Source organism: Bacteroidetes bacterium endosymbiont of Geopemphigus sp. (genome assembly GCF_002904345.1).
In the GTDB taxonomy this organism is placed as follows: Bacteria; Bacteroidota; Bacteroidia; order Flavobacteriales; family Blattabacteriaceae; genus GSPS2-BC2016.
Map to the genome: position 1 here is coordinate 572,758 of NZ_PEIH01000005.1, position 26,265 is coordinate 599,022.

29 protein-coding genes, 2 other RNA genes and 3 pseudogenes are annotated in these 26,265 nt (G+C 35.8%); 9 read left to right on the top strand and 25 right to left on the bottom strand.

Annotated elements, in window-relative coordinates; all coding sequences use genetic code 11:
- The first annotated feature begins 52 nt into the window (after positions 1–52).
- On the top strand, positions 53–1,006 hold the full coding sequence (locus tag CS842_RS04070) for a transketolase family protein (protein WP_103327601.1): 954 nt from the start codon (positions 53–55) through the stop codon (positions 1,004–1,006).
- Positions 1,007–1,206: 200 nt separating this feature from the next.
- Here the strand turns inward: CS842_RS04070 and rnpB are convergent.
- The 3 genes and pseudogenes from rnpB to CS842_RS07925 form a co-directional block, all read right to left on the bottom strand.
- An RNA gene (rnpB, locus tag CS842_RS04075) (RNase P RNA component class A) lies at positions 1,207–1,513 on the bottom strand.
- A gap of 15 nt (positions 1,514–1,528) precedes the next feature.
- Positions 1,529–3,171 (bottom strand): annotated as a pseudogene (gene pruA / locus CS842_RS04080) (L-glutamate gamma-semialdehyde dehydrogenase).
- 81 nt (positions 3,172–3,252) lie between these two features.
- Positions 3,253–4,146 (bottom strand): annotated as a pseudogene (locus tag CS842_RS07925) (PhoH family protein).
- Positions 4,147–4,218: 72 nt separating this feature from the next.
- Between CS842_RS07925 and CS842_RS04090 the strand changes: the two are divergent.
- Positions 4,219–5,046 carry an SAM hydrolase/SAM-dependent halogenase family protein gene (locus CS842_RS04090; RefSeq protein WP_103327602.1) on the top strand — a complete coding sequence of 276 codons (828 nt, stop codon included), beginning with the start codon at positions 4,219–4,221 and terminating at the stop codon, positions 5,044–5,046.
- On the top strand, positions 5,046–5,600 hold the full coding sequence (locus tag CS842_RS04095) for a CopD family protein (protein WP_195909866.1): 555 nt from the start codon (positions 5,046–5,048) through the stop codon (positions 5,598–5,600). The genes CS842_RS04090 and CS842_RS04095 overlap by 1 nt, the downstream gene beginning before the upstream one ends.
- 1,203 nt (positions 5,601–6,803) lie before the next feature.
- Here the strand turns inward: CS842_RS04095 and CS842_RS04105 are convergent.
- From CS842_RS04105 to CS842_RS04150, 11 genes are all read right to left on the bottom strand, one after another.
- Entirely contained in the window at positions 6,804–7,514 is a 711-nt protein-coding gene (locus CS842_RS04105) for an LOG family protein (RefSeq protein ID WP_103327605.1), read from the bottom strand.
- Between the two features lie 717 nt (positions 7,515–8,231).
- Positions 8,232–8,423, bottom strand: coding sequence for a hypothetical protein (locus tag CS842_RS04110; protein WP_103327606.1), 192 nt, complete (start codon positions 8,421–8,423; stop codon positions 8,232–8,234).
- A 31-nt stretch (positions 8,424–8,454) separates the two neighbouring features.
- Entirely contained in the window at positions 8,455–9,048 is a 594-nt protein-coding gene (locus tag CS842_RS04115) for an exonuclease domain-containing protein (protein ID WP_195909867.1), read from the bottom strand.
- The gene (locus CS842_RS06545) at positions 9,032–9,232 is read right to left on the bottom strand and encodes a PolC-type DNA polymerase III domain-containing protein (protein ID WP_146037450.1); all 201 of its coding nucleotides are present in this window, start codon (positions 9,230–9,232) and stop codon (positions 9,032–9,034) included. Before CS842_RS06545 ends, CS842_RS04115 begins: the two co-directional genes overlap by 17 nt.
- A 211-nt stretch (positions 9,233–9,443) precedes the next feature.
- A complete protein-coding gene (locus CS842_RS07460) occupies positions 9,444–9,719 on the bottom strand; it encodes a helicase HerA-like domain-containing protein (protein ID WP_103327608.1) in 276 nt (91 codons plus the stop codon).
- Entirely contained in the window at positions 9,716–10,006 is a 291-nt protein-coding gene (locus CS842_RS07465; protein ID WP_103327609.1) for a helicase HerA-like domain-containing protein, read from the bottom strand. Before CS842_RS07465 ends, CS842_RS07460 begins: the two co-directional genes overlap by 4 nt.
- 544 nt (positions 10,007–10,550) lie before the next feature.
- A complete protein-coding gene (locus tag CS842_RS07930) occupies positions 10,551–10,736 on the bottom strand; it encodes a rhomboid family intramembrane serine protease (RefSeq protein ID WP_195909869.1) in 186 nt (61 codons plus the stop codon).
- A 195-nt stretch (positions 10,737–10,931) separates the two neighbouring features.
- Complete coding sequence (locus CS842_RS04135) at positions 10,932–11,636, bottom strand: rhomboid family intramembrane serine protease (RefSeq protein ID WP_103327611.1); 705 nt, start codon at positions 11,634–11,636, stop codon at positions 10,932–10,934.
- A complete protein-coding gene (gene mutL / locus CS842_RS04140; RefSeq protein ID WP_103327612.1) occupies positions 11,633–13,453 on the bottom strand; it encodes a DNA mismatch repair endonuclease MutL in 1,821 nt (606 codons plus the stop codon). The genes CS842_RS04135 and mutL overlap by 4 nt, the downstream gene beginning before the upstream one ends.
- Before the next feature lie 31 nt (positions 13,454–13,484).
- On the bottom strand, positions 13,485–13,967 hold the full coding sequence (gene ribH, locus CS842_RS04145) for a 6,7-dimethyl-8-ribityllumazine synthase (protein ID WP_103327613.1): 483 nt from the start codon (positions 13,965–13,967) through the stop codon (positions 13,485–13,487).
- 9 nt (positions 13,968–13,976) lie between these two features.
- Positions 13,977–14,831 (bottom strand): tetratricopeptide repeat protein, encoded by an 855-nt coding sequence (locus CS842_RS04150; protein WP_195909870.1) that lies wholly within the window; start codon positions 14,829–14,831, stop codon positions 13,977–13,979.
- Positions 14,832–15,391: 560 nt separating this feature from the next.
- Between CS842_RS04150 and CS842_RS04155 the strand changes: the two genes are divergently transcribed.
- Both CS842_RS04155 and CS842_RS04160 read left to right on the top strand, forming a co-directional pair.
- Complete coding sequence (locus CS842_RS04155; RefSeq protein WP_103327615.1) at positions 15,392–15,772, top strand: DNA replication/repair protein RecF; 381 nt, start codon at positions 15,392–15,394, stop codon at positions 15,770–15,772.
- Between the two features lie 86 nt (positions 15,773–15,858).
- Positions 15,859–16,146, top strand: coding sequence for a DciA family protein (locus CS842_RS04160; RefSeq protein WP_103327616.1), 288 nt, complete (start codon positions 15,859–15,861; stop codon positions 16,144–16,146).
- A gap of 246 nt (positions 16,147–16,392) precedes the next feature.
- Here CS842_RS04160 and CS842_RS07935 read toward each other — a convergent pair whose 3' ends face one another.
- From CS842_RS07935 to guaB, 5 genes and pseudogenes are all read right to left on the bottom strand, one after another.
- A complete protein-coding gene (locus CS842_RS07935; protein WP_103328029.1) occupies positions 16,393–16,665 on the bottom strand; it encodes an energy transducer TonB in 273 nt (90 codons plus the stop codon).
- A gap of 712 nt (positions 16,666–17,377) precedes the next feature.
- Positions 17,378–17,536: a hypothetical protein gene (locus CS842_RS06865; protein WP_195909871.1), complete on the bottom strand. Its 159-nt coding sequence runs from the start codon at positions 17,534–17,536 to the stop codon at positions 17,378–17,380.
- A 9-nt stretch (positions 17,537–17,545) separates the two neighbouring features.
- Complete coding sequence (locus CS842_RS04170; protein ID WP_103327617.1) at positions 17,546–17,923, bottom strand: substrate-binding domain-containing protein; 378 nt, start codon at positions 17,921–17,923, stop codon at positions 17,546–17,548.
- A 126-nt stretch (positions 17,924–18,049) separates the two neighbouring features.
- A pseudogene (locus tag CS842_RS07210) lies at positions 18,050–18,544 on the bottom strand (superoxide dismutase family protein).
- A 39-nt stretch (positions 18,545–18,583) separates the two neighbouring features.
- Complete coding sequence (gene guaB / locus CS842_RS04185; protein ID WP_103327619.1) at positions 18,584–20,044, bottom strand: IMP dehydrogenase; 1,461 nt, start codon at positions 20,042–20,044, stop codon at positions 18,584–18,586.
- A gap of 114 nt (positions 20,045–20,158) precedes the next feature.
- Between guaB and CS842_RS04190 the strand changes: the two genes are divergently transcribed.
- From CS842_RS04190 to CS842_RS04200, 3 genes are read left to right on the top strand one after another with little or no spacing between them, the layout of a single operon-like run.
- Positions 20,159–20,905, top strand: coding sequence for an MlaE family ABC transporter permease (locus CS842_RS04190; RefSeq protein ID WP_103328031.1), 747 nt, complete (start codon positions 20,159–20,161; stop codon positions 20,903–20,905).
- Positions 20,905–21,669 carry an ABC transporter ATP-binding protein gene (locus CS842_RS04195; RefSeq protein WP_103327620.1) on the top strand — a complete coding sequence of 255 codons (765 nt, stop codon included), beginning with the start codon at positions 20,905–20,907 and terminating at the stop codon, positions 21,667–21,669. The genes CS842_RS04190 and CS842_RS04195 overlap by 1 nt, the downstream gene beginning before the upstream one ends.
- Positions 21,670–21,680: 11 nt before the next feature.
- The gene (locus tag CS842_RS04200; protein WP_103327621.1) at positions 21,681–22,280 is read left to right on the top strand and encodes an outer membrane beta-barrel protein; all 600 of its coding nucleotides are present in this window, start codon (positions 21,681–21,683) and stop codon (positions 22,278–22,280) included.
- Positions 22,281–22,648: 368 nt separating this feature from the next.
- Here the strand turns inward: CS842_RS04200 and CS842_RS06870 are convergent, their stop codons facing one another.
- The 6 genes from CS842_RS06870 to CS842_RS04225 all read right to left on the bottom strand — a co-directional run bounded on the left by CS842_RS06870 (position 22,649) and on the right by CS842_RS04225 (position 25,469).
- Positions 22,649–22,846, bottom strand: coding sequence for a hypothetical protein (locus CS842_RS06870; RefSeq protein ID WP_195909928.1), 198 nt, complete (start codon positions 22,844–22,846; stop codon positions 22,649–22,651).
- The gene (locus CS842_RS07940) at positions 22,789–23,088 is read right to left on the bottom strand and encodes an outer membrane beta-barrel protein (protein WP_103327623.1); all 300 of its coding nucleotides are present in this window, start codon (positions 23,086–23,088) and stop codon (positions 22,789–22,791) included. Before CS842_RS07940 ends, CS842_RS06870 begins: the two co-directional genes overlap by 58 nt.
- Positions 23,089–23,244: 156 nt before the next feature.
- Positions 23,245–23,604, bottom strand: coding sequence for a porin family protein (locus tag CS842_RS04215; protein ID WP_103327624.1), 360 nt, complete (start codon positions 23,602–23,604; stop codon positions 23,245–23,247).
- Between the two features lie 98 nt (positions 23,605–23,702).
- A complete protein-coding gene (locus tag CS842_RS07470; protein ID WP_265614154.1) occupies positions 23,703–23,828 on the bottom strand; it encodes a hypothetical protein in 126 nt (41 codons plus the stop codon).
- Positions 23,829–24,132: 304 nt separating this feature from the next.
- Positions 24,133–24,576 carry a carboxypeptidase regulatory-like domain-containing protein gene (locus CS842_RS04220; RefSeq protein ID WP_103327625.1) on the bottom strand — a complete coding sequence of 148 codons (444 nt, stop codon included), beginning with the start codon at positions 24,574–24,576 and terminating at the stop codon, positions 24,133–24,135.
- A gap of 53 nt (positions 24,577–24,629) precedes the next feature.
- Positions 24,630–25,469, bottom strand: a complete 840-nt coding sequence (locus CS842_RS04225; RefSeq protein WP_241518449.1) for a YitT family protein — start codon at positions 25,467–25,469, stop codon at positions 24,630–24,632.
- Between the two features lie 114 nt (positions 25,470–25,583).
- Between CS842_RS04225 and ssrA the strand changes: the two genes are divergently transcribed.
- Positions 25,584–25,986: a transfer-messenger RNA gene (gene ssrA, locus CS842_RS04230) on the top strand.
- Positions 25,987–26,265: the final 279 nt, after the last annotated feature.

The following is a 26,265-nucleotide window of genomic DNA, read 5'->3' on the forward strand; positions in this document are numbered from 1 at the left end:
ATTCATGCCATGAAAAACATTATATATAAGTTAATATATTTTATAAATACTCATGAAGATCTATAAAGGCGAAGAACTAAAAGAAACCCGTGCAGGCTTCGGAGCTGCCTTACTGGAGCTGGGGAAAAAACAGGAAAACATAGTAGCGCTTTGTGCTGATTTGACAGGATCTCTTTCGATGACAAAATTTTCTGAGACTTTTCCTGAGCGTTTTTTTCAGATAGGCATTGCTGAGGCTCATATGATGGGAATGGCCGCGGGTTTGGCTATTGGAGGTTATATCCCTTTTACAGGTACTTTTGCTAATTTTTCTACAGCACGTGTTTACGATCAGATACGTCAATGTATTGCATACTCAGAAAAAAATGTAAAAATATGTGCCTCACATGCCGGTCTTACCTTGGGAGAGGATGGGGCAACGCATCAAAGTCTTGAAGATATCGGAATGATGAAAATGCTACCTGGCATGATGGTGATCAATACCTGTGATTTCAATCAAACTTATGCCGCTACATTAGCTATAGCTAAGTATAAGGGCCCCGTATACTTGCGCTTTGGAAGACCTGCAGTACCTAATTTTACCAATAAAGATCAAGATTTCCATCTTGGAAAAGGTTTATTACTTGTAGAAGGAAAAGATGTGACGATTGTATGCACAGGTCATCTGGTATGGGAATCTTTAAAAGCAGCTAAAGGACTTCTGCGAGAAGGTGTATCTTGTGAGGTGATCAATATTCACACCATCAAACCCTTAGATGAGGAACTTATACTTAAATCCGTATCCAAAACCGGATGCGTAGTGAGCGCTGAAGAACACAACTTATGGGGAGGTTTAGGTGAGAGCATTGCACGATTACTAAGTACAAAATTACCCAGAGCGCAAGAATTCGTTGCAGTATGTGATACTTTTGGAGAAAGCGGAAAGCACATGGAACTCATGAACAAGTATAATATCGATCAAAAGACTTTAATTGAGAAGGTCCGGAAAGTTATAAAAAGAAAATAAAATTTTCATTGATCAAAAAATAGCACCGGTTCAGTAAAATGAATCCTACTTTGACTTCTTGTAAAGCTAGTAAACAAGCGTGGAAATCAGGTAGGTAATATCAGAATTTTTATCAAAGAGCACTTATATAAGACTACATATGTGGCATTTACTCCCACTTCTAGTTTTAATATCTTTATTGTCTTAAGTAAAAATAACATAAGAAAAGCAGGCCTGTAAGCCGGATTCTGTACCTAAAAAAGGTCTTTATCATTTATCTGGGCTGAGCGTTACCGCTAAGCTCAAGCTGCCTACCCCCCGGCTACGATCGAGCCGATCTTAGCTACCGGTATACATGACATTTCACCGCATAGAGTTTACCTGATTTCACTACAGCCGAACTGTACTTGCTTTCTGTTGCACTGGTCCTCGTCTCACGACGGACGGGCGTTACCCGCTATGCTGCCCTAAGGTGTCCGGACTTTCCTCATCTCATCTATGATGAAACGCGATAAAGCAGCCTGCTTTAATTGTTTTACAAATTTACTCCTTTTCTAAAAAACCATAGTGATAATCCTTAACTGGAAGAAAGCTTTCCTTAATAGTGCGTGGCGATACCCAACGAAGTAGATTCATAGCTGAACCCGCCTTATCATTAGTTCCAGAAGCCCTGGAACCTCCAAAGGGTTGCTGTTCCCAACGACAGCGCCCGTAGGTTTATCGTTGATATAAAAATTACCTGCCGCATCACTCAAAGACCGAGTAACCTTTTGAATAACATATTGATCTTTAGAAAAGATCGCTCCTGTAAGTGCATAAGGAGAAGTGCTGTCAACTAATTTTAAACTCTCTTGCCATTTTCATCCTCGTATACATATACACTCAAAACAGGTCCAAAAATTTCCTGAGTCATACTCTCGTAATAAGGATCTGTAGTTTGAATAATCATAGGATAGATAAAATAACTTATTAAATCATTATAACCACCGCCAGTATAATCTTGGAAACATTGCTTTTTTAGCCCTCTCTATATACCCCTTGATACGATCAAAAGCTTTGCGATCAATGACTGCATTGAATAAAATTACCGAAATCACGAGGGCTGCCTGTTTTCATGGAATTCACCTCCTGAATTGATATAAGGACAGATATGAACCTATAAACTATCAGGAATATAAGCCCTTGAAGCTGCCAACATTTTTGTCTTTGATATTCAAAGGCCTCACGCAGTAAAGCTGTGGTGACCTCTTTGAAACAAGCACTCGAGTGCGCCCAGATGAAATCTTTACCTCCTGTCTCTCCAACAATGCGCGGATAGCTTTTATAGCGATCAATATATTGCCCAATATTTTGCCATATAGATCGAAAACCTCAGTAGATTCGGTAAAATATACACCAGAAAAATCCGAATGGCTAAAAATTGTCTGGGCTGTAGCAGCGCCATCGGTTAACACCATATTGATCACTCCGAAAGGCAATCCCTCCGGCCTTCTGAAATATTTCCATCAGTACTTGCGCAGAATAAAGCTGCTTATCTGAGGGCTTTCCAGATCACTACATTTCCCATCATGGCCATACAAAGAGGTAGATTAGCGGCAATAGCCATAAAATTGAATGGGGTAATAGCAAAAACAAATCCCTCTAAAGGGCGATACTCCATACGATTCCATACGCCATCTGAAGAAATCGGCTGACTGGGTATAGATTTCGTGAATATATTCTACGTTAAATCGCAAAAAATCAACTAACTCACAGGCAGCATCGATCTCAGCCTGAAAAGCGTTTTTAGACTGCCCTATCATAGTAGCGGCGTTGATTTTAGACCGATAATGGACCAGCGATCAAATCAGCTGCCTTTAAAAATATGGAGGCGCGATGTTCTCAGGAAAAAGCCATCCACTCTTCCCTGCCCTGGCTTCCAAGGCTACTTCTATAGATTTCGAAACATCTTTCTGTGTTCCTTCATACCAGTAACCGAGGATCTTTTGGTGATCATGTGGCGGCCGTATTTCATTTTTTTGATGACTAAAAATTTTTTCACTGCCTATGTATTGAGGGATCTCGATAACTTGCTCGTACATATGGTCATACATGCGCTGTAGTTCAGAACGCTCAAGGCTTCCCGGAAGATATTCCTTTACAGGTTCATTGATAGCTTGTGGTACATAAAAAACTCCTTTGAAAATAATATTATTCTTTAATTAAGTTGCGGAAACTTAATTCCTTAGTATACAGGCTCTCGAGAATTCAGTTAAGATTTAATAAAATCATCCATAAGCTTTGATAACTTTTTTAACCAATGGATGGCGGATGAAATCTGATTCTTTAAGAAAAATAAAAGATATGCCTTTTGAATATTCAAAGCCTCGGAAAGTCCTGAAAGTTCTTTAGGGGGCAAATCCACCTGACTTGGATCTCCAATAACAATAAATTTAACATTTTTCCCCATACGAGTAAAGAACATTTTCATTTGGGCATGAGTAGCGTTTTGGGCTTCATCAAGTATTATAAAAGCATCATTTAGTGTAGGACCCCCGCGCATAAAAGCCAAAGGCGTAATTTCAATGATTCTTTTATCGATAAAATCAGCAAGTTTTCAGAGGGAATCATCTCGCGCAAAGCATCATAAAGAGGCTGCAAATAAGAATCAAGCTTTTCTTTAAGATCTCCAGGAAGAAAACCTAAATTTTCACCTGCTTCTACTGTACTCAACTGCTTGTCCTTAAGTGCTTTCACAGCCAAAGCCACGCTTGTATAGATCTTACGAGTTCCAGCTGGTCCAACGGTAAAAATCAGATCTTTTTTAGCCTCCTCCACCAGCTGGGCCTGGACCATACGTTTTGGCGCGTACAAAATGTCCTTAAGGTCCCATGTACAAGGACAGATTCAGACTTCTCGAAAGAGATCTTTTTTAGTAAAAAATTTTTTCAACAATGCTCTCATCTAAATGTTGATAATTCCAGAGATATTCCTTTAAAAATTGTATTTTATATTAAAAGTTTTCAAGAAACTGATCATCACCTGATGCCTTAAGCTGATTTCCACGGGCGATAATTTTAAGTCCAGAAAAATAATTACGGATACGCTTTAAGTTTTTGTTTTTTTTGGCCATAAAATTCATGAAGCAAAACATCTGAAAGATCTATATTTAGGTCATTCAAAATAGTGTTTTTTTGAATTACTATTGTCTCTGTACAAGATTAGGAATAAATCTCTTCATTGTTTTGCTCTCGATGGCCGTCATTACACTTACCACAGACTGGGGATATAAAGACCCTGCGGTAGCTTTAATCAAAGGAGCTATCTATAATGAATTGCCTAAAGCAGCGATAGTAGATATCTCACATGAAATCGACCCTTTCGATATGGAAGAAGCTGCTTATATTTTAAAGAATTCTTATAAAGCTTTCCCAAAGGAAAGCATTCATATCATAGGTATAGACAACGATACTCGTTTGCATACAAGATATCTTGCCGCAATGATTCAAGGACATTACTTTCTGTGTAGCGATAACGGGATTATTTCACTTATAACTGAGGATTACCATCCGGTAAAAAAATTCGAAATCAATATCCGTCACCCTAATGATTTATCGTTATTTCCTGAAAAAGAACTACTTGTAAAAGTAGCCTGCCATTTGCTTAGAGGGGGAAAAATTGAACTAATTGGCCGAAGGATAGAAAAATTAAAATCTTATAGAAAGCTCAACCCAAAGATAAAAGAAAATGGATTGATCACAGGTAATATAATCTATATAGACCATTTTGGAAATGCAGTAACTAATATTACAAGAGCACTCTTTGATAAAATTGGAAAAAAACACACTTTTGAAATAAAGATCCGACAACATATTTTTAAACAAATCAATAACTCTTATTCTGGGGTAGTAAAAAACATAAAAAACGAATCTTTTTACCATGGAGATGGCCTGGCGCTCTTTAATTCGGCAAATCATCTGGAAATCGCTATTTATAAAAGCAACCCCAGAACGGTAGGAGATGCATGCTCACTACTAGGTCTGAGACGGGGCGATTCTATATACATTCAATTCAATGTATAATGACTTTATATTCTACAATTTTTAATATTATAAAAGCCTTGCACACCATTTTTATAGTGAGTTATTTCGCAGGTATTTTTTACATTGTTCGCTTATTAATTTATCACATAGAAACTTTAGAAAAAAAAGATTCGGAGCGATCTATATTACAAAATCAATATATATATATGGAAAAAAAACTCTGGAATATCATTATTTTACCAGCTTCCTGGATGGTTTTAATCACTGGATTAACAATGATTCTAACAGAAGTGAATTTTTATTTTAGCAGTACATGGATGCAAATAAAAATTGCCTTAGTTTTTCTATTGATCGTTTATCATCTATGCTGTTTAAAATTACTTCGGGATTTCAAAAAGAACTTATTCCAATACACCTCTCTGCAATTGCGCCTGTGGAACGAAATAGCTACGCTTTTACTCATCAGTATAGTACTTGCTGTTGTGTTAAAAACAGATTTTGTGCGTTTATGGCTAAATATTTTTGGGAGTTTGATTCTCTTGGGACTCTTAATAACGTATATTGTGAAAAGGATTAAAAATTTGAAAAAATAAAAAACCATTGACTCCTTTTTAAAAAAGAACTCTTAGTTAGTCTAAATTGATCTTTTGGACGTTTAGTTCTGATCTTTTTTTATTTGATCAGAAGACTTTTTGTGTAGATTATCAACAATAATTATCATATTTTTGATATATACCTAGATTTTCCGAACGTTTTTTTAAACTGAATCCATGGATATTTGTTTTTCTGATACCAGCTCTAACAATGAGATATGAAGCCGAGGAACTGAGTGCATAACATATAGCTTCTCTAAACGTATCTCTAAAGAAGATTAGCTTTACAGGGGTAAATTTATGTATGTATTTATTCTTTCCTATTACTCTGTTTAATTGCCAAAATTGCTTTACTCTTATACGATTTGTTAATCTTAAACATGAAGATCTCATTTCATATAGAAAGAGACGCAGTATCCTATTTCTATTTTTTTACAAACCTGAAGACCTGACTTATTATTAATAGCTAGGTGAAGTAGATTATTATAAGAAAAGATGAAGTGCTTATAATCATCATTTTCCTTTTACAGAAGGAATAGTGGATACTAGAGTAATGAATTTATTCTCTGCTGGTCATATTTCTAACGTTGAGTGGGTCTATTCCTTACTTAAAAGGCAGAAAATTTTACTAAAGACTTATTATTTACTGCTGGCTTCACTATCATTATACACCTTATTCGATTCAGTCTACTAATCCCATAAATACACTATAGATAATAGATATTCGGAATTTTTTTCGAGTCAGAGCCGTCTAGAAGCTTCCATGAATCAGATAAATCTTTATTATATGGTCGATAAAACCCAGACGAATAAAAATACTCATACATTAGCTGTATTACTCAAGAACAGAATATCAAGGATCAGAATGAAAAATTTTAAAGAAAAAAGTGAACTAAGTAGGATAGTTGTAATTGACAATAGCGACATAGCTCTTAACGATATAAAACAAGTCCAGCTACTGACTTTAAATTATAGATAAATGGACAGGCGATACTATGAAAATGAAATCTTTATGCTCAATTTCATGGAATATTTTTCTGGATGAAAATGGATTGAGGGGATATAAAGAAAATACATCATCGAAAAAAAACTATGGAAATTCGCACATCTACTTTCATCTTTAATTTTATCAAGCTTACTAAGCGTAGTTAATGTTTTATTGAGAAAAAGAAAATATGGACGTCCATTAAGAAAATTAAATATCTAAAAAATTTTCTTAAAAGCATTTTCTTTATAAAAATCCTCTATATGCTCCAGAACTTCTTGCGGGGTATCTACTATGTGAAACAACTTCAAATCTTCTTCACTTACGTTTTTCATCGAAAGTAAGCTTTCTCGAATCCATTGAAAAAGCCCGCTCCAAAAGTCAGTGCCAACCAAAAGAATAGGAAAACGAGCAACTTTATGCGTTTGAATGAGTGTGATCGCTTCAAAAAGTTCATCAAGTGTTCCAAAACCTCCGGGCATGACGATAAATCCTTGAGAGTACCTCACAAACATAACCTTACGAACAAAAAAGTGATCAAATAAAAGACATCGATCTGGATCGATGTAAGCGTTTCCATGAGCTTCAAAAGGCAGCCGAATATTGACTCCCACCGAGGTTCCGGAACCTTTACGAGCACCTTTATTAGCCGCTTCCATAATACCTGGGCCGCCTCCGGTGATAATTCCGAATCCTTTTTTAGAGAGCAAAAAAGCAATCTTCTCGGCAAGGCAATAATATTTTTCATGTGACGGGATGCGCGCAGAGCCAAAAATAGATACGCAAGGACCTATATGAGACATTTTTTCATAACCCTGCACAAATTCAGCCATAATCTTAAGCAAAGACCAGGCATCGCGAGCTTTAATATCGTAAGGATTGTTTTGTGAAGATTTTATTCCTTCATCAAGAGATATATTTTCTTCCATAGATCTTGCTTTTAAACTCCCAGAAATGTAATATTTTTTAAAAAGAAATAACAATAACTTTTTGAAGTTAAAAAATAATAAAAAACTCTATTATTGAAAATCTCTTTATAACCATCAAATCAAATCCAGATAATATACTAATTTTTTGTTCCATGACACATGTCTTAAAAGGCTGATTTTAAAATTAAAAGAGTTTTAGATTTATAAAATCTAAATAAAAGAAACTACTTAAAATTGAGTACAACTCAAAATTATAAGTAACCTTATAAGGAAGTGAGTAGGTTTTTTTGGTTATATCGCATGGTTTATAAAATTATATAAACTTGTCATCTGAGGTCTTTTAAATTTTGAAATGACCATTTAAAGCATATTTATACCCATTTAAAAATATAGCTACAATCTTTCAGTGGATTTTTTTATCGTTACGATTGAAGTTGAACAAAAATGAAACAGACTTATTTATTTAACAGATCCTCATATAGGTAAAAGTATAGCACATATAGAGATTTCGTTTTTTTAGATCCAGGTATTTATTTTAAAATAAATAATATTTCAAGGTAAATCAATATCCATAAGTATATATTTATGAATATACTGATCAAATTTGACCCTCTTTCCTGAAGAGAAGAGAAATTCATCTTTTATAAAATTATCTTCATAAGTACTTTTTTGAAAAGTAATCAACAAACGTTGAAATTTTTCACGATCGGGAAGCATTCATGAAGAGTAATAACTATATAGCTCTTGATTTCTTTTCCTTTTATCCATACAAAATGATTTTTCTCTTTCTGAACGTCCTTTATCTAGCAACAAAAGATCTTTATCAGAAATGAAATTCTGAATATTTCTTATAAGTTTTTCTTGGGAAATTTCTCTAACTGACTCTACAGACAAAAATTTAGAAAACATCGGTTTGAGAGAATATTTTTCTTTTTTTCCATCACAAAAAGTCGATAAGAGCTGTTCCGGTAAACTCTACATTAATTATGTAACTTTGTACAAGGAGACCTTTTACATGCGAAAGCCTCAGAAACCTGAAGATTTCCCAACGAAGATTTCTGGCTGCGCCCATATAAATCAACCGTCCTTTAATATTATAAAAATAAAAAAGACCGATACCTTCAGGTAAATGATCTGTAAGAATCTGTATTCGCTTTGCATTTTTTATCATCGTCTCTTCAGAGAATTCCTTTATAAGAAAATAAGGCAATTCTTTAGAGAGATCTTTTTGAAGAAGCAATTGAAAAAGTTCGAGGGTAGCGCGAGCATCTCCCAGAGCTCGATGTCTATCAGTTATTGAAATACCAAGAGCAGACGCCAATTTTCCCAAAGAATAAGACTTTTCCTCAGGCAAGAATCTTCGGCTTAAAGCTAATGTTTCTATCCTGCTTTTCTTATAATCGAAACCTAGTCGACTAAATTCTAGTCTTAGTATATAATAATCAAAAGATACGTTATGACCTACAAGCACTGCTCCATTAGTGATCTCAATGATGCGTCGTGCTATTTCATAAAACTTAGGCGCTGAATGCAATGATTTGGGAAATATACCAGTGGAGTCTCTGCACATAAGGAAGTACTTCTCTTTCGGGGTTGACTAAAGAAGCAAAACAATCGATAATATCACGACCGTCATATTGAAAAATAGCAATATCCATGATGCCTTCTTCACCTCTTTTTCCTCCTGTGCTCTCAATATCAAGAATCGCATATCGCACACTAAAAATATTTAACGACAATGTTCATTTTTAAATAGTACAAATAATAGACACCAGACCTATAGGATAATTGCCCAGATAATATCTTTAGCTGATGGCTTTTCAAAGGTCTATAGATTCGATTTGCTTTTTCTTTTAAATTTATAAGAAAAGTCCTTTAGGGTTTCCCCTGTAAAAACGCTTATACTAATTACAGAAATGCTCTGGCATTTTAATACCAGTAAAATCGCATATCCAGGGTAGCCCATTCTGATTCGAATAATACTTTCCTATTGAAAGAAGGCACTACAAAATAAATGTGTGCTAAGCGCACAGGAATCCTTCTTTCATTCAAAACAGCGATCAATGTTTTTCCTACATCAAGCAATTCAATAAGCTCAGGGATATTATAAAATGTGCTAATAGAATACTTTTCAACAGCTTTGCAGATCCCTCTCCAATATTTAGCTCTCGAGCAACGAAAAGCATGTTGTATTTTAATAATCAATTGATTAAACACTCCTTAGCGCCGGGAAGCTGAGTGCGGAAATAGATGCTTATTCCTCTAGAGCGAATCAACTGAACTATGGTTTCTATTTTATAGAAAAACATCTTTGAAGTATTGTTAAAAACCAAATGCACTAGATCAATAAATAATTCCATATCAGGGCATGCCTTATAATGAATTTTCGGAAAGTGACTATAAATTTTCGTAAGAAGGTTTTGACATAAAAATAGAAAACAATTATGACATATTTTGAATGTCAATAAGCTGAAAAATATTGATAACACCATAAGCTAATGAATTGACACTTTAAATAAAAGTTCTATTCAAAGAAGTGTCGGCTCCTGAAAAATTGTAAGCCTTACAAGTAGACTTTATGAACAAGGAATCATTTGACATATTTTATCACTGATGAATTTAAAAATGATTACTTTATCTCGAAAAAGAGATACTTTGAATCTTTTCACGAAGATTTTTTTCGTTTAGACTTAAACCATCGTATCCTGAATAAGAAATCTTTTCAAGAATTCGGTCAATTTTCTGAACAGAGTTGCTAAATCTGCTAAATTTATCTTTCTTTTAAAGAAATAGCCAACTACCGAAAGGATCTTTTCCCAGCTCAAAAAACTTCATATAGAAAAAGCCAACTATTTCCCCTCAATATGAGAATGATGACCTCCAGTATTAGAACTGTTCAATAATAGAAAAAATCTATACAAAAAAAACAAAGCGATATGTTTTAAAAGAATTTTCCCAAGAACAGGAATAAGAAAAGAACGTTCAATTTTATAGGAAACTAAAGTAAAAAAAAGCGACACAGTAGCTGCTAAAGAACTATACAAATAAATATAAGTTTGACCTGTCAAGTAACATGCCTAATAAATAGACTAAGGCTGCGCCAAGAACGCCTGTTAAATAAAATTTAAAAAAGGTAAACCTGAGAGACTGTAAAACTGCACGTCCTACAGTCCATAAAAACAAAGAATTGAATAATAAATGAAATACATGTATAGTGTACAAACGAATAAGTAAGAATACTCTAGAAATGCCTTAAGATATAATTCCAATGAACTGAGAGCGCAAAATCCAAACGAAGAAAATCTAAATGAAGGAAGGTAGATATCAAATATATCAGAATATTGATTGCAAGAATTTTTTCACTATATCAGTAGATAAAAAGCGAGTTTTTTCTTAAAAAATCATTTTCAAGGATTTTTAAAGCGCCCCGCGTAAGTAATAACCTGCAATACTATAGCCAGCTATAGTACCACCAATATGCGCAAAATGAGCCACTCCGGAAGAGAGATTAAAAAGTGCTAATACCAAACTTATAACGACAAAAAACATAAGCGCTTTACGGACCGCTATCGGAAAAGGAAAAGGCATAATGAAAATCTTATTGTCAGGAAAAAAACGAGCAAAGGCGCCTACTACACCAGCTACCGCACCAGAAGCACCCATCATGGGAGCGTACATAGCTAGTTGCAAAGCTGCACGCTGTTTATCGCTTAGGGCATTATAGAGAATTTCGTCATGGCTAATTTGAGAGAAATCCAGAGTTCCGGCATAGTTATAAATAATACCCATATTAAAAAAAATTTGAAAAAGACCTGCCGCGATTCCAGAAATAAAATAAAGGACTAAAAACTTACGACTTCCCAGAATTTGCTCCATCTTTGCCCCAAACATCCAAAGAGCTAGCATATTGAAAAGAATATGTACGAACAGCTCTCTTGAGTGCACAAACATATGTGTTAAGGGCTGATAAAATTCAAAACTCACATCGAAAGGATTGTACAAGGCCAGTAACATATCAAGGCCATAACGCGAAAACACAAAAATTCCTGCGTATACTACAATATTAATGCTTATGAGATGCTTAACCGCATCAGAAGATGAACGTGAAGAAATAGTATTCATTTAAATTGTTTTTCAATAAAATCGGAACTTACAGTAATAAAAACTGCTTTTCCTGAAGGTGTACAATTAGGTTGACTGCAAGCAAAAAGTTCATGAATTAAATGAGTCATCTCATCTAATCCTAGTGCCAGTCCATGTTTGATGGCCATAGTACGGGCCATAGTACGGGCCATAGTACGGACCAATAACTTCATATGATTCGACACATCGGGAGTATCACCTGAGAGTATTTCCTGAAAAAAATCATTAATTTGATTCTGATCCATGTTGCCAGGAGCAGCCTTTATTAAAAGCGTATCCCTCTGAAAACTCAATACAAAGCCCATGAGGTGTAAATCTTTCTCAAATGATTGAATAAAAATCAATTCAGTGTTTAAAAAAGAAAGAACTACCGGGAATAAAAACCTTTGACTAACCACATTTTTTTTATCAGGCAAACGCATAAAATATTCATATAATATTCGCTCGTGGGCGCGATGCTGATCGATAATAATAAGTCCTGAGTGTAGGGTACTCAGAATATACTTTTTATGCAATTGAAAGGCTAGGATGTCTCCATCTATCTCTTTATCGAAAAGCATTTGGACCTCCAAATCCGACGTTTCCTGCTCCCAGGCTATAGATGACTGACGGATTTGCTCGTAAAGGTTCTGGGTGGAAACAATTTTCTTCGCTTTAACAGGCATCTTTTTCAGTATATGATCACCAGATTTAAAAGGATTGTACCCAGAATCGACAGTGATTTTAGGTGTCTTGATAAGAGCTTTATCTTTAGAAAGAGTGGGTTCCCAGACCATATTTTTTTCAAAATCCAAAGTAGATGTTATCTGGTATTGGCCCAATGCACGTTTTACAGCAGCACGAAGAATTACATATATCGTTCCTTCATCATCAAATTTGACCTCGGTTTTGGTGGGATGTATGTTAATATCAATATGCTCGGGATCGAGTTTTAAAAAAATAAAATAGGAAGGATGATAAGCTGCAGGCAAGAGTCCTTCAAAAGCATCCAAAATAGCCTTATGCAGATAAGGACTTCTAATAAAACGGTGATTAACAAAAAAAAATTGCTCACCACGATATTTTTTTGAATGAGAAGGTCTGGCTACAAAGCCTTCCAGACCAATTTTTCCAGCCTGCTCACTCACCGGAATAAGTTGTTCATTGATTTTATGTCCAAAAATTCCTGTGATACGTTGCCTAAGTGATACGGGGGAGAGATCGAAAAAACGTTGCTGGTTATTATACATCCGAAAACGAATCTTCGGATGTGCCAGAGCCAATCTATGAAATTCATCCAAAATATGACGAAGCTCTGCTTGAGGTGACTTAAGAAAATTTCTTCGCGCCGGAACATTGTAGAAAATATTTTTTACCGAAACAGAGGTACCTTTGTTAGATTGTACAAATGACTCCTGTTTAAGTTCATTTCCTTCAATAAGCAAACAAATTCCTAGCTCGTCACTTTCCCTACGGGTACAAATCTCTACTTGTGCAATAGCGGCTATGGAAGCTAAGGCTTCTCCACGAAAACCCATCGTTTGGATCTTAAAAAGATCCTCTGCGCTCTGTATTTTAGAGGTAGTATGCCGATCAAAACTCCTGTGAGCATCAGCAGGACTCATACCCTTGCCATCATCGATTACACGAATGAGAGATTTTCCCGACTCTGTGACGATGAGCTCAATTAATTTTGCATCAGCATCTAATGCATTCTCAATCAATTCTTTTACAGCCGAAGCCGGTCTCTGTACTACCTCTCCGGCGGCAATTTGATTAGCTACATGTTTAGGTAACAGTCGTATAATATCTGACATAGGTAATCTGCAGCAAAAGAGACTTTAAAGATTATAAAAAAAGGGATCTTCTAAAAAGCGCCATCTCTATAGCCGTATCGGCGCACTCAACTCCTTTATTTCCTTTCTTTCCTCCAGAGCGATCAAGAGATTGTCGCTTATTTTCGTCAGTAAGCACGCAAAAGATAACAGGCACATCATAGCGAAGGTTAATGTCCTTAATTCCTTGTGATACAGCTTGAGAAATATATTCAAAATGATGAGTTTCTCCCTTAATGACAGCACCTATTACTATAAGTGCATCTATAGAGTGTGTTTTACATATCTTATCTGCTGCATAAACAAGCTCAAAACTACCGGGCACTTTCCAATGAAAAATATTTCCCTCACGAACACCCCGGGTGATGAATTTCTCATAAGCACCTTTTTTAAGATTTTCAGTTATATCGTAATTCCATGAAGCAGTAATGATACCAAATCTGAAATGGACTATATCAAGAGGTTCTTTATGTGTATAAGAGGGAGAAAACTTCAAAGGATAAAATTATTTTTGTGATTCAGCATCCATCAAAGATAAATATTTATCTGTTTCTTCGGCAAAAGCACTTTTAGGATATCTCTCGTTGAGATAAATAAAATACTTCCTTGCTTGATCATATTTCCCCATACTAAAGGATATCATAGCGGCCCTATGAAAATAAAGCGGGGTAGTAAAATCATTATCTCTAGCTTCAGCGGCTTTTATATAATACGTAAGAGCCTGGTTATTCTTATCAAGCTGAACATAAGTATCTGCCATAATGCCGTATTTCATAGGAAAAAGAAATTCATCTTTAGCAGAAAAACCTTTCCACAATTCTAGAGCTTTTTCATAATTTCCCAAATTATAATTTGAGAGACCTGCATAGAAGTGAGCAATATTAGCTGCCGGAGTAGAAGAGAAATTCTCAATAATGTCAGCAAAACCCATATACCCTCCTTTTGTTAAAGAAGGATCTCCACCTAAAGCTTTTTTTATTTCGTTACGCGAAAAATATTGCCGCGCATAAAAAAGATGATTTAGCGCTTTTTCCTGACGGACCTCTACATAAAACTTACTGTAGGCGAAATATCCTATGATAATTAACAACAAAACACCTAATACAAAAAAAAGTTTTTTAGAATTTTGCAGCAAAAAGACCTCAGAGTTATAGGTCACCTGATTGATTTTTTTTAAAACTTCCTGAGAGACCCGGTTGCTTTCAGATGATTTTTTATTAAACATCTTATTAGATTGAAACCGGGTAAATTTAGCTTTTTCATCTAAAACAATGGAACTATTTGATAAGTTGCTGGTGATTTTATCACTAAATTTGCTTGAGATGATCAATAAAAACAGTTGTTTCTTAAAAATATACATACGCTTCATTTCAAAAATTTAAAAGAAAAAACCTTTAAATTTTCATCTAAGCTCAATTTCGTTTCTTTTAGATAGCATTCATTATTTAGCCTTTGGAAAAAGATTTTTTAGCTTAAATAATCAGAAAAATATAAATTTTAGAGAAGATTTTTTTTCTGATTAAAGGATTTTTTAATAGAAAAGAGCAAGAAGAATCGGTAAGTTGTGCTCTGAAAAGAGAAAAAAAAGATCTTAAAAAAAGATGACAAGATCTACGAACGCCTGGCAGAACATATAGGAAAATATCCTTTGGTAGTGGTTTCACATTATGATCGAAGCATTATTAACGAGAGTAGCGATATGCGCAGACGATTCATGGATAATTTCATCTCATAATCCGACAAAACTTATCTTCAATTTTTTTTAAGCTATTATAAAATCTTTCTTCAGCGCAATAGCTTGCTTAAGCAAATTCGCAGGAAAAATTTCACGAGAAACCATCAGATTCTCGATATATATAACTACCAGATGGAAGAGACGGGAAGTGAAATTTATCAAAAGAGAAAAAATCATTCAATACTTTGCCATATTTTCAAAAGCATTATGAAAAAATTTCTACCAAAGACGAAAAGGTGTCTTTAAAATATAAAAGCACATTAAGCAGTCGAAATCTGTACGAGTCATTACAAGAAGATCTTCAAAAAGATCTTACACTAGAATATACCTCAGTGGGTATTCATAAATATGATCTGGAATTATTAATTGAAGATTCATCTATAAAATGTGGCTCACAGGGACAACAAAAATCTTTTTTAATTTGTTTAAAACTGGTGCAATTTGACTTTATAAAAAAACAATTAAATACCTCCCGAATTCTTCTGCTGGATAATATTTTCGACAAACTCGATGAAATACGCATTAATCATCTCGTAACATTTGTGAATGAAGAATACTTTGGATAGATTTTCATTTCCGATACTCACCTTGAGTGCATGCGCGAAGTCATGGGAAGAATGAACAACGTAAATAAAATTTTTGAGATGAAGAGATGAAAAAAAACGGACAGACTCTCAAAGAGGTTTTGCGTCTTTTTCTCGCTAAACAAGGCTTACAAGAAGGTTTTATGGCAGCTAAAGCAAAATTTTCATGGGGAGAAATTATGGGAGAGCTTATCGAACGTTATACTGAAAAAATTTCGATAAAAGATCAAGTGTTATATATAAAGTTAAAATCCCCTGAACTTCGAGAAGATCTTTCTTATCAAAAGAAAGAGATCACAGGTAAGATCAATAAAAATTTGGGACAAGATTTCATCAGAGACATCTTTTTTTATTAAATATAGTACTGTAAAAAGTTACTACCTTACGTTACTTTCAAAGTCAAATTATAGCACGTATTAATTGTTGCAGTAAAACACAAATCATAGTGATGATTACGCTTCTAGTAACTGGTTTAAGAATCTTAGCAAGATATTTTATAAAAAATATATACGGGGAAAATATTAATCACTTAAAAAGTGTAAGATACAGATTAAGAAAAGCCACTTTTTTAGTAAGTGGCTCTAGTTTTAAGACGATGATTTTTATTCTTTTAAACGGAAAGTAATCATCTGTATTCTATAGGTCTTTACCTTTTTTCCGATTTGTTCAGAGGGAATCCATTTTCCACTTTTTTTTATGGCGCGTTCAGTTTCTTTTCTTAACTCTTTAGGTCCGGAGACAACCGCTACATTATTAACTGTTCCATCTATATCTACTAAGAAACGAAGGATGATAGAACCCTGGATTCCTTCATCTTGAGCTTCTTCAGAATATTCAAGTGTATTACATAAAATCCTCTCCAGTCTCCGTGATATCTGGCTTCGACTTCAACATTTGACAAAGGGTTTTCTTCACCTTTAGAAGTCTGAGAGTCTCCAACGTTAGGAACCGGAGGTGATGGTAGATCAACACCCTTTATTCCTTCAATTTTCTTTATTCCGATAGCTTGATCTCTAACATCTTCCTGCCTTGGACGAATCTCTTGAGGCTTGACTTCATTATCCGGTACTATTTTAGGAGGTGTGAATTTTTCTACAGCCTGCTTACAAAGCTATTTAACCTCACGAGGTTAATGTGGTAAAGGTGGAAGTTTAGATCCTTCTATTTTGATATCCTCAAGTTTCACTTCTCTTATGTGAATGGAGGTTTTATTGTATAACTCTTTTTTATTGGAGCTGAATAAAAAATAAAATACCTAAAACCGGAATAGTGCTGAAATTAAAAAGGATAATCTAAGTCTCGTGCCTTTCTCACAACAAAGGGTATTCGAACAGGAGCTAACTGAGATTTCTTAAAGATGAGCTGTCCTTTTTCATAACGCATAAAATTGGCAAAGCCTCGGGCAATACCAGCACAATTTTCTTTAACGACATAATATATGCGGCGTATCCAAGGATATCTACCAGAGATAATATTGGCTTAGTAAGGTTGCAGAAAAACCTCTTCTCGGGAGAATCTATATGTTTCAAGGCAGCTACACTGATCGTTTTTAAAATTCAAGGATTGAGAATTTTTCTCGTTCATCAGTCAGCTTAACCCAACGAAACCTATAGCTTTAAGGTGAATCGCTACGTAATCTATTACCGATTTGCTACTTTTGGCTCCCAAAACCTCTTTAGAAAAAAAAGCCTTGACTACCTCATCAAGCAAATAGCGTACCGTTGCGGTAGCTTTAGTCTCATCCATGACAGCCTGCTATCTTTTCTTGTTATTACCCTTCAACAAAGAACGAAGCTCTTCTATTTTAAATCGCTTTTTAAGAGCTTTTGGATGAACAATAACGGCCAATGCATCATAAGATATTAGCTCAAATTTAGGCACGTAATAAGAATTTTTCGCTTGCATGAAAGTTTCCTCTTTAGGAGTCAATCCCCTTGAAATAATCATCATCTGTATGCAATTATCTAAAAGATCTCGAATGCATTTGGATTCACGTTTGTATATAACCTTGATTTTAACATCAGGATTCTGAGATAAAAAAACTTTGATTTGTTCTTGAATGACAGGTTGAAAAGATTCATCTGCGCCCAGTCTTAAAACACCTCTTGGAAGTTCCGCCGGAGGGAAAGGTATTTTTTATAACAAGAGAAAAGTACAAGGAAACTTTCTATAAAAAGGCTATAAATGAAATAAACTAATACAGGTTTTGCTTGATAAATACGAACAGAGAAATAATTTTTAAATTAAACGAATTACCCCTCAACCTTTTCTGGAACCGGAGGCGCCAGTGGGTTGAGTAGTAAAATCATCCTGTTTTTCATGTATAATAACAGATTTTCCTACAATATTTTTTCCGGATCATTACATTTTATACACCATCTATCAGTCACTAGAGCATAAAAAACCTTTACCCTTCGTGTTGATATAGAGGTTGCCAATATCACCATTATGAAACTGCCCACTCCCCCATTTTCCATGGGGGGGTGATGTTGTGGAATTCCAGTGGCCACCGGAAGAGATTCCATCTGCTGCGCTGCAATCACCTTTTTCATGAATATGCATAGCCCGAGTTCCCCGACCGGAGCCGCTCACGAAAGCACTCATGAAGACTTTTCCATTTTTTTCTTGTACAAACTTTACCTCTCCTGAAATTCCATATTTGCCTAATGGGCACAAAAGTGCAATAGCAACAGGTTTACAACTAAAAAACAAGGCTATAAAAAATACAAATAAAAGCCTCTGAAAACATTTCATGCTTAAAAAATTAGTTGATATAAAGTTTAAGATACCAAATTACTGGTAATAATTTGGTGCTTCCTTGGTGATGATCACATCATGCGGATGACTTTCCTGCAAACCTGAATTAGTGATCCTTATAAAACGTCCTTTTAACATAAGATCGGCAATAGTAGGTGTTCCACAATAGCCCATACCAGAGCGCAAACCGCCACATAACTGATAAATAACATCAGAGAGTTTTCCCTTATAAGGTACACGTGCTTCAATACCTTCAGGAACAAGCTTTTTATTTCCAGATTGAAAATAACGGTCTTTACTTCCGCGTTTCATAGCGGCCAATGAGCCCATACCCACGTAGGTTTTAAACTTTCGGCCCTGATAGATAATTTCTTCACCCGGGGCCTCATCAGCGCCTGCCAGCAAGCCACCGATCATCACACATCCCGCACCTGCGGCAATGGCTTTAACAATATCTCCTGATAGCTTTATGCCCCCATCAGCAATTACAGTGACCTTTTTGATTTTAGCATATTCATATACCTCGTTAATAGCCGTAACCTGGGGCATGCCTGTGCCAGCTACTACCCGCGTTGTACATATAGAACCTGGACCCACTCCTACTTTTAGAATATTGGCACCGGCCTCTATAAGATCCTTAGCGGCCTCGGCTGTAACAATATTTCCACCTACCAGGGCAATTTTAGGATAAGCCAAACGTATCTCTTTAATTTTTTTTAATACCCCAATGGAATGGCCATGAGCAGAGTCCAGGGTAATAACATCTACACCCGCTTTTATAAGGGCTTTGACACGTTCCATAGTATCATCGGCTATACCTACGGCTGCACCCACACGCAGTCTTCCACGATGATCTTTACAAGCTTGAGGATACTCTACAAGACTGTCAATATCTCGTATTGTGATCAGGCCAAAAAGACGCCCCAGTTCATCGACAATAGGTAATTTTTCAATACGATTTTGCAATAAAATTTCCTTAGCTTGCTCCAGAGTAGTATGCTTTCCTGAAGTAATCAGATTTTTTTTGGTCATGACCACTTCCACATAGGTGTCAAGATCTGTGCGATACTTAATGTCTCTGTTGGTAATAATCCCTACCAAAGTCCGGTCGGATTTTATGACGGGTAGACCCGATATGCGATAGTGCGTCATAATTCGATGCGCATCCCCAAGGGTAGACTCAGGCGAAAGGGTGACAGGATCATCAATCATACCGTTTTCGCTACGTTTTACACGATCCACCTTAGCTGCTTGCTCTGCAATAGTCATGTTCTTATGAATAAACCCCAAGCCACCTTCTCTGGCAAGAGCAGCTGCAAGCGAAGCCTCGGTAACTGTGTCCATAGCTGCACTTACAATGGGGATATTCAGTACAATATCAGAAGTAAGAGGGCTTTGCAGGCAAGCTTCAGAGGGTAAAATCTTAGAAAATGAAGGAACGAGCAGTACGTCATCGAAGGTAAGGCCTTCTTTAATGATTTTATTGTATAATGACATGAAGATTTTTACCAAGCAAATTATACAAAATCAATTATATTTTCCGTTAAGAAAATGTCTAAAAATCAGCATTGTGCCAAAAGGTTTATTTTAGCCTTTGCTAAAGAACCTGATATGCATACTCTAAGAAACATCGGTCAATATTTTCTGCTTTTGGGAAAAGTGTTCAAAAAACCTGAAAAAAGGAAAATTTACCTACAAATGACCCTGCGTGAGATCGACAATCTAGGTTCCAGCTCGCTGGGTATTGTCGCATTCATCTCTTTATTCATGGGATCCGTAGTAGCCATACAGATGTACAATAACCTTAAGCAAGCCACTATTCCTATCCCCAACGACTACATAGGACATGCCACAAAAATGATCTTGATTCTTGAGTTCTGCCCTACTATAATATCAATCATCTTAGCTGGTAAGGTAGGCTCATTCATCGCCTCTAGTATTGGAACTATGCGTACTACTGAGCAAATCGATGCTTTGGAAGTTATGGGGGTAAATTCTGTTTCATTTTTAATCCTGCCTAAGGTTACGGCCTGTGTACTTTTTAATCCGATATTAATTCTAATCAGCCTTTCACTGGGAATTTTTGGAGGCTGGTTTACCGGTGAACTCACCGGTAAATGGGCCAGCGCTCAGTACATTACAGGTCTGCAAATGCAAGAAACTCCATGGTTTTACTGGTATTGCATTACAAAAACCATAGTCTTTGCCTTTGTTATCGCTACAGTACCTGCTTTTTTTGGATATTATGTAAAAGGCGGCTCGCTCGAGGTAGGCAAAGCCAGCACACAGGCCGTGGTATGGACCTGCGTTCTTATAATCGTTTTGGATTTGGTTATCACTCAAATGATGCTAAGCTGATGATTAAAGTATGTGATTTAAAGAAATCTTTCCAAGATATAGAAATTCTTAAGGGTATATCAATAGACCTTGAGGAAGGAAAAACCAATCTTATCATCGGACAAAGCGGATCGGGTAAAACGGTATTTGTCAAATGTTTACTTGGACTACTCATTCCCGATTTTGGACAAATCTTTTATAAAGGAATCGATAGCAACGCTATGAATCTTGAAGAGCGGAGGAAACTCCGAGCAAAAATAGGAGTGGTTTTTCAAGGAAGTGCTCTCTTTGATTCGATGAGCGTAGAGGAAAACGTGATGTTTCCTTTAAAGATGTTCACAGAGCAAAGCCCAAAAGAAATGAAAGAAAATGTTAACCGAGTACTTGAGCGAGTGAAACTTGAGAGCGCTCATCAAAAATATCCTTCTGAGCTCTCAGGAGGCATGCAAAAACGCGTAGCTATAGCGCGAGCCATTGTGAACAATCCAGATTTTTTATTCTGTGATGAGCCCAATTCAGGACTGGACCCTAAAACAGCCATCGTTATCGATCAACTTATTCAGGAGCTTACAAAGGAATACAGCACCACCACGGTTATCAACACCCATGATATGAACTCAGTAATGGAGATCGGAGAGAAAATTATCTTTCTTAAAAACGGCTTTAAACAATGGGAAGGTAGTTCTAATAAAATTTTAACAACTACTAATGAATCTGTGTTAGATTTTGTGTACTCTTCTAACTTATTTAAAAAAATTCGTTCAAATATTATTAAAAATAATTAAAATCAATTCTTATGAAAGAAATTAAATGGGGATTGCTCGTCATCTTTATAAGTTTATCAGTGAGCGCGCAGAGGATCTCTTATGGTCTTAAAGGCGGAACGCTTTATAATTTTAAAGGAAAATTAAAAGAAATCGGAAAGCTTTACAGCGATAAAGGCAGCGGTAACATCGGCTGGCAAATCGGAGGTTATGCGCGCATTTCACTACCCTTGCTTCATCTGCAACCGGAACTCTCATTCACAAAATTTTCCCGTAACTACCAAACTTCTTCCAATGAAGCTTTCGAAGAGAAAATTTCCAAACTGGACTTGCCCATGCTTGTAGGTTTTTATCCATTTGTTATGACACGCCTTTATATCGGTCCAGTACTCTCATTCAACTTAAACTCTAAAGCTACTCTTAAAAACATAAGCAATTATAAGGGAAGCGATTTCAATATGGGTTTGCAAGTCGGCGTAGGCATAGATTTCTCAAGATTGAGTTTTTATTTTCGTTGGGAAACGAGCGTGAGTCCTTCAGAAATCAAATTTGTTCAGGAAAGTCTCAATACAAGATTATCTATTGATAATCGACCTTCGATGCTCTTACTTACGGAAAGCTATCGCTTATAGAAAACAAAGCGGCCCACCAGCCGCTTTTATAATCCTATGTCAACAGGTGCTTTTCCTTCTCCTGAGTTAACAGGTTTAAATTCTACTTTTTTAATTTTTCCACCCATGTTATAAAAAAATCCTACAAATATTTCCGGAAACTGCGGAGGACTAAATTTAATTATTTGTCTGTAAGTATGGTCAACTTTAGATCTAAAGCGAAATGTATTAAGTATATAGATTAAACGAAGAGTAAAGTCGCTTTTCCCCTGAAAAACAGAGGCGCGCAGAGTTATATTGACTTGAAAAATAGATTTAAAATAACCCTGCAAAGAAAAGTTTAAATCTGTTTCCAGTATTTAAATCCCATTGGTTAAGCCTTTGAGAGCTTAAGTCGTGAAATCCATCAATATATGAATTATAAAGTTCAAAACCTCCGCTAACAGACTACCATGAAAACGGTTTATAAGTGCCATGATTTTTATACCATAAGACTGCTGCTTTCCATAATTACCCCAACCGATGATAGTCAATATGCCAGGATCAGGTCCAGCAGCACTAGAATTCGCTTTAAATATACGATGCATAGCATGTTTGTATGGCGATAAAATAAGCCAGAGTTAAGATCTCCTTTTTTAAATCGACGCATATAATTCCACTCTATCGAACTTGCATATTGCGACTTAAGATCGGAATTTCCTATAAGTATAATATTTCGTCGGGAAGAGTCCGGTGATGGATTTAACATATCATTATTAGGACGACTCACTCTTCGGGTGTAATTTAAAGAAAACTGGTCTTTATCATTGATATCGTAGATAAGATGCACCGATGGATAAAGAGAAAAAGATTTTTAGCTTTGAAAGATGATTCAAATAATGTATGTTCCTTTGAACTTACTCTTCTCTAAGGCCTAACTGCAATCCCAAGTGCTCCCACTTAGAAGCATAGGTAAGGTATCCCGAATAAATATCCCTGGAGAAATCTAATAAGAAAATAGAGTGTGACGATCATTACTAAAACTATTTCGTCTGTATTGCAAGCCGTTTTCAAGCTTAGCGCCTTTTGAGAGCGGTAAAGTATAATCAAGTTGAGCCTTCCGGTGGTGCGCATTTATTCCCTTGAAATTTCGATTTTCTTTCAGCCAATCGGTAGCTTGTAAATAAATAACGTCGAAAATCAACTCGTGCTCTTCTTTCTCAAAACTATGCTTAAAATTTAAACTGTAGTTCTGATTGTAAGAGTTGTTCTTTTCCGAAAAAGAATGATCTTTTAGCCTACTACCATCTCTGTAAAAAGTAAAAGATTTTTTCTCAGTTCCATCATAAGGCAAAATAGTATGCATACTAGAAAAAGTGAGTTCATTTTTTTCATCTTAATATAATCAAAACCGGCTTTAATAAAATGAAATTCATTTATCAAGGTCGAAAGACTTTCATAAAATTAGTTTCGATCCAGACGCTCACCGGTCATCTTATAATGACGTCGAGCTTTGTTATAGCCGTAATTAGTGAAAAAATTGAATTTTCCTATGTTAAGATTAGTACTTACAGAGGTGTTGTACGACATATGTTTTGAAAGGTCAACCCACTGTTCAAATTAATATGATAGCCTTTTCGTTTGCTCTTTTTTAAGATAATATTAATTATACCATGACACGCCTTCAAAATTATATTTGCTCGAAGGAGAAGTGATAAGCGCTACTTTATTATAGCATCCGAGGAGAGAGGAGAGTTGCTTTAAAAGTTGCTCGGCAGGGTATATTCGAAGGCTTTCTATCAACGAGAACCATAGCATTAGAATCCCCCTGGAGGCTTAAAGCACCAGTTTGTTGGTACTACGTTTACCGAGATGTGTGATATTGTTAAGCACATCAGTTGCTGAAGAACCTGCCGATATAAAGTCTTTTCCAACGTTCACCTACTTTACGGTCTATTTTATTAACTATGGTAGTACGCTCTTCCATCTTAACGACTTCATCAGAGGCGTAGGCCTTTAGAAAAATATCTTTTAAAACAATGGGTTTATTAAAAATCTCTATCTTCTGGCTGTACGACTGAAATCCAGACATTCCAACTTGCAAAACATACGTTCCGTTTGAGAGGTTCTTCAAATGAAAAATGTCCTTTTCATCGCTGAGCGTTTCAGCTGTGATTCGACCATTTAGATCTTTAAGCTCTATGCGAATATATGGAAAGGGATCTGAAAGGGGCTCATCTAATATACGCCCGCTGACTTCTGTCGCGGACTCTTGCGCATAAAAATATAAAAAAGGTAAAAAAATAAAAAGACAAATAATCGCATATAACTTAATAATAAGGTTTTAATGAAACATTGGTGATAATATGCTTTATGATGTCATACCATTACTTAATGAAGAGGCCGTTTTTTTACCATACCCCCACGAATATCTTTGATGCTTTGTGTAATTATAAAAGCTTCGACATCTATGGAGGACACTTCACTTTTAAGCTTAGCGATTTCCAAACGTGTAATAATGGTGGATAAAATTTCCAATTCTTTAAGATTATAACCGCTTTTACCACTGTAAATGGTCACTCCCCAACCGAGTTTTTCAGTAATCATATTGCGTACCTCAACAGGAGAGGCGGTTATAATGGTTACCTCGGTATATTCTTCTATACCGTTAATAATAAAATCTATGGTCTTTGAGGCGATCAGATAAGTAAGAATCGAGTATAGAGCTGATTCAACCGAGAGTATCATGGCAGCTACAAGGAAAATAACTACGTTGATAAGCATGATCACATCGCTTACCGAAAGACTTATGTTACGACTGACATAAACGGCAAATACTTCTGTTCCATCAAGAACACCTCCACCACGTATAGCCAACCCTATACCCGCTCCTAAGAAAAAGCCGCCAAATACCGAGGCCAATAATTTATCCTTTGTTACTAAAGGAAAATCGATAAAAGTCAATACCAGGGCGAGAGCTAGAATGGCAAATAAGGTTCTCAGAGCAAAGCCTTTTCCGATTTGCCTGAGCGCAAGGATAATAAATGGAATATTAAGAATAACTAAAAAAAATTGTAAAGACCAAAAAGGAGGAGTAATTTTATCGAGTAGTAATGAGATTCCGGTAATGCCCCCATCTATAAAGGAATTTGGCAGTAAAAAGCTTTCCATACCGAAAGCCGCACTTACCACACCCAAAGCAATACTGATATATTGTCTTGTAAATTTCATCCCAAGCACCATAATATATTTTTCTTGTAAACGAACAAAATAATTTACGCCAAATTTACATCTACGTTATATAAAAAACTTAGATTTGTGTTCTCTAAACATTATTTATTTTAAGGGGCTGAAACGGATTTGACAGCAAGGTCAATAAATAAGTAAGCATACTGTGCCATGTGAAGCAAGCACGTAAATCTGGCATCACAAAACACAAACGGCAACGAAAACTATGCTCTCGCTGCTTAGTTCTGAAGTTTAGCAAGAATTAAAGCCATGTTGACATTAGATGTCGAGGTGAGATATTCCTCAGAAGCCCTGCCTATCGGCGTCTGATCAAGGAGTACCGTAAAAGAAAGGCTAGGAAAGTTAATTCCTCTGAAACTTTCCAAAATTTTACGAGGATAAGGCCTCTATAGAATGCTCTTCTTCAGTAGATGGTTGAAAATCAATGAAGAGATAAGTATGTAGAAAGCTTGTTAAGTTGCTTGTATGGACGCGGGTTCGAATCCCGCCAGCTCCACCAAATTTAGCCGGGGCAATGAAAAATATAAAGGCTTTTAAAGTACTTTTGGCTGAATTTTCTGATATTTCAGAGCTTGAAATAATATAAAAATATAGGCAAAAAGCTGCTTCTAAGCTCTGAAATAAAATTTACAACATTTTTTAATGATTCTCCTGCTTAAATTAAGTCTCAATATATAGGGTTTACAAGAAGCTTAACGGGAAAAAGACAGATTACCTGCCGTTAAAAAGAAAAAATTCAGGCGTTTTTGAGTAAATCTGCAAAAATATTATATATACT

Excerpts from the sequence above, each read along its gene's own strand:
- CS842_RS04070 (WP_103327601.1), top strand. The coding sequence starts at position 53 with ATGAAGATCTATAAAGGCGAAGAACTAAAAGAAACCCGTGCAGGCTTC.
- CS842_RS04090 (WP_103327602.1), top strand. The coding sequence starts at position 4,219 with ATGGCCGTCATTACACTTACCACAGACTGGGGATATAAAGACCCTGCG.
- CS842_RS04095 (WP_195909866.1), top strand. The coding sequence starts at position 5,046 with ATGACTTTATATTCTACAATTTTTAATATTATAAAAGCCTTGCACACC.
- CS842_RS04105 (WP_103327605.1), bottom strand. The coding sequence starts at position 7,514 with ATGGAAGAAAATATATCTCTTGATGAAGGAATAAAATCTTCACAAAAC.
- CS842_RS04110 (WP_103327606.1), bottom strand. The coding sequence starts at position 8,423 with ATGTTTTCTAAATTTTTGTCTGTAGAGTCAGTTAGAGAAATTTCCCAA.
- CS842_RS07465 (WP_103327609.1), bottom strand. The coding sequence starts at position 10,006 with ATGGTGTTATCAATATTTTTCAGCTTATTGACATTCAAAATATGTCAT.
- CS842_RS04135 (WP_103327611.1), bottom strand. The coding sequence starts at position 11,636 with ATGAATACTATTTCTTCACGTTCATCTTCTGATGCGGTTAAGCATCTC.
- mutL (WP_103327612.1), bottom strand. The coding sequence starts at position 13,453 with ATGTCAGATATTATACGACTGTTACCTAAACATGTAGCTAATCAAATT.
- CS842_RS04150 (WP_195909870.1), bottom strand. The coding sequence starts at position 14,831 with ATGTATATTTTTAAGAAACAACTGTTTTTATTGATCATCTCAAGCAAA.
- CS842_RS04160 (WP_103327616.1), top strand. The coding sequence starts at position 15,859 with ATGAAAAAAAACGGACAGACTCTCAAAGAGGTTTTGCGTCTTTTTCTC.
- CS842_RS06865 (WP_195909871.1), bottom strand. The coding sequence starts at position 17,536 with ATGGATGAGACTAAAGCTACCGCAACGGTACGCTATTTGCTTGATGAG.
- guaB (WP_103327619.1), bottom strand. The coding sequence starts at position 20,044 with ATGTCATTATACAATAAAATCATTAAAGAAGGCCTTACCTTCGATGAC.
- CS842_RS04190 (WP_103328031.1), top strand. The coding sequence starts at position 20,159 with ATGCATACTCTAAGAAACATCGGTCAATATTTTCTGCTTTTGGGAAAA.
- CS842_RS04195 (WP_103327620.1), top strand. The coding sequence starts at position 20,905 with ATGATTAAAGTATGTGATTTAAAGAAATCTTTCCAAGATATAGAAATT.
- CS842_RS04200 (WP_103327621.1), top strand. The coding sequence starts at position 21,681 with ATGAAAGAAATTAAATGGGGATTGCTCGTCATCTTTATAAGTTTATCA.
- CS842_RS06870 (WP_195909928.1), bottom strand. The coding sequence starts at position 22,846 with ATGCATCGTATATTTAAAGCGAATTCTAGTGCTGCTGGACCTGATCCT.
- CS842_RS04215 (WP_103327624.1), bottom strand. The coding sequence starts at position 23,604 with ATGCATACTATTTTGCCTTATGATGGAACTGAGAAAAAATCTTTTACT.
- CS842_RS07470 (WP_265614154.1), bottom strand. The coding sequence starts at position 23,828 with ATGTCGTACAACACCTCTGTAAGTACTAATCTTAACATAGGAAAATTC.
- CS842_RS04225 (WP_241518449.1), bottom strand. The coding sequence starts at position 25,469 with ATGAAATTTACAAGACAATATATCAGTATTGCTTTGGGTGTGGTAAGT.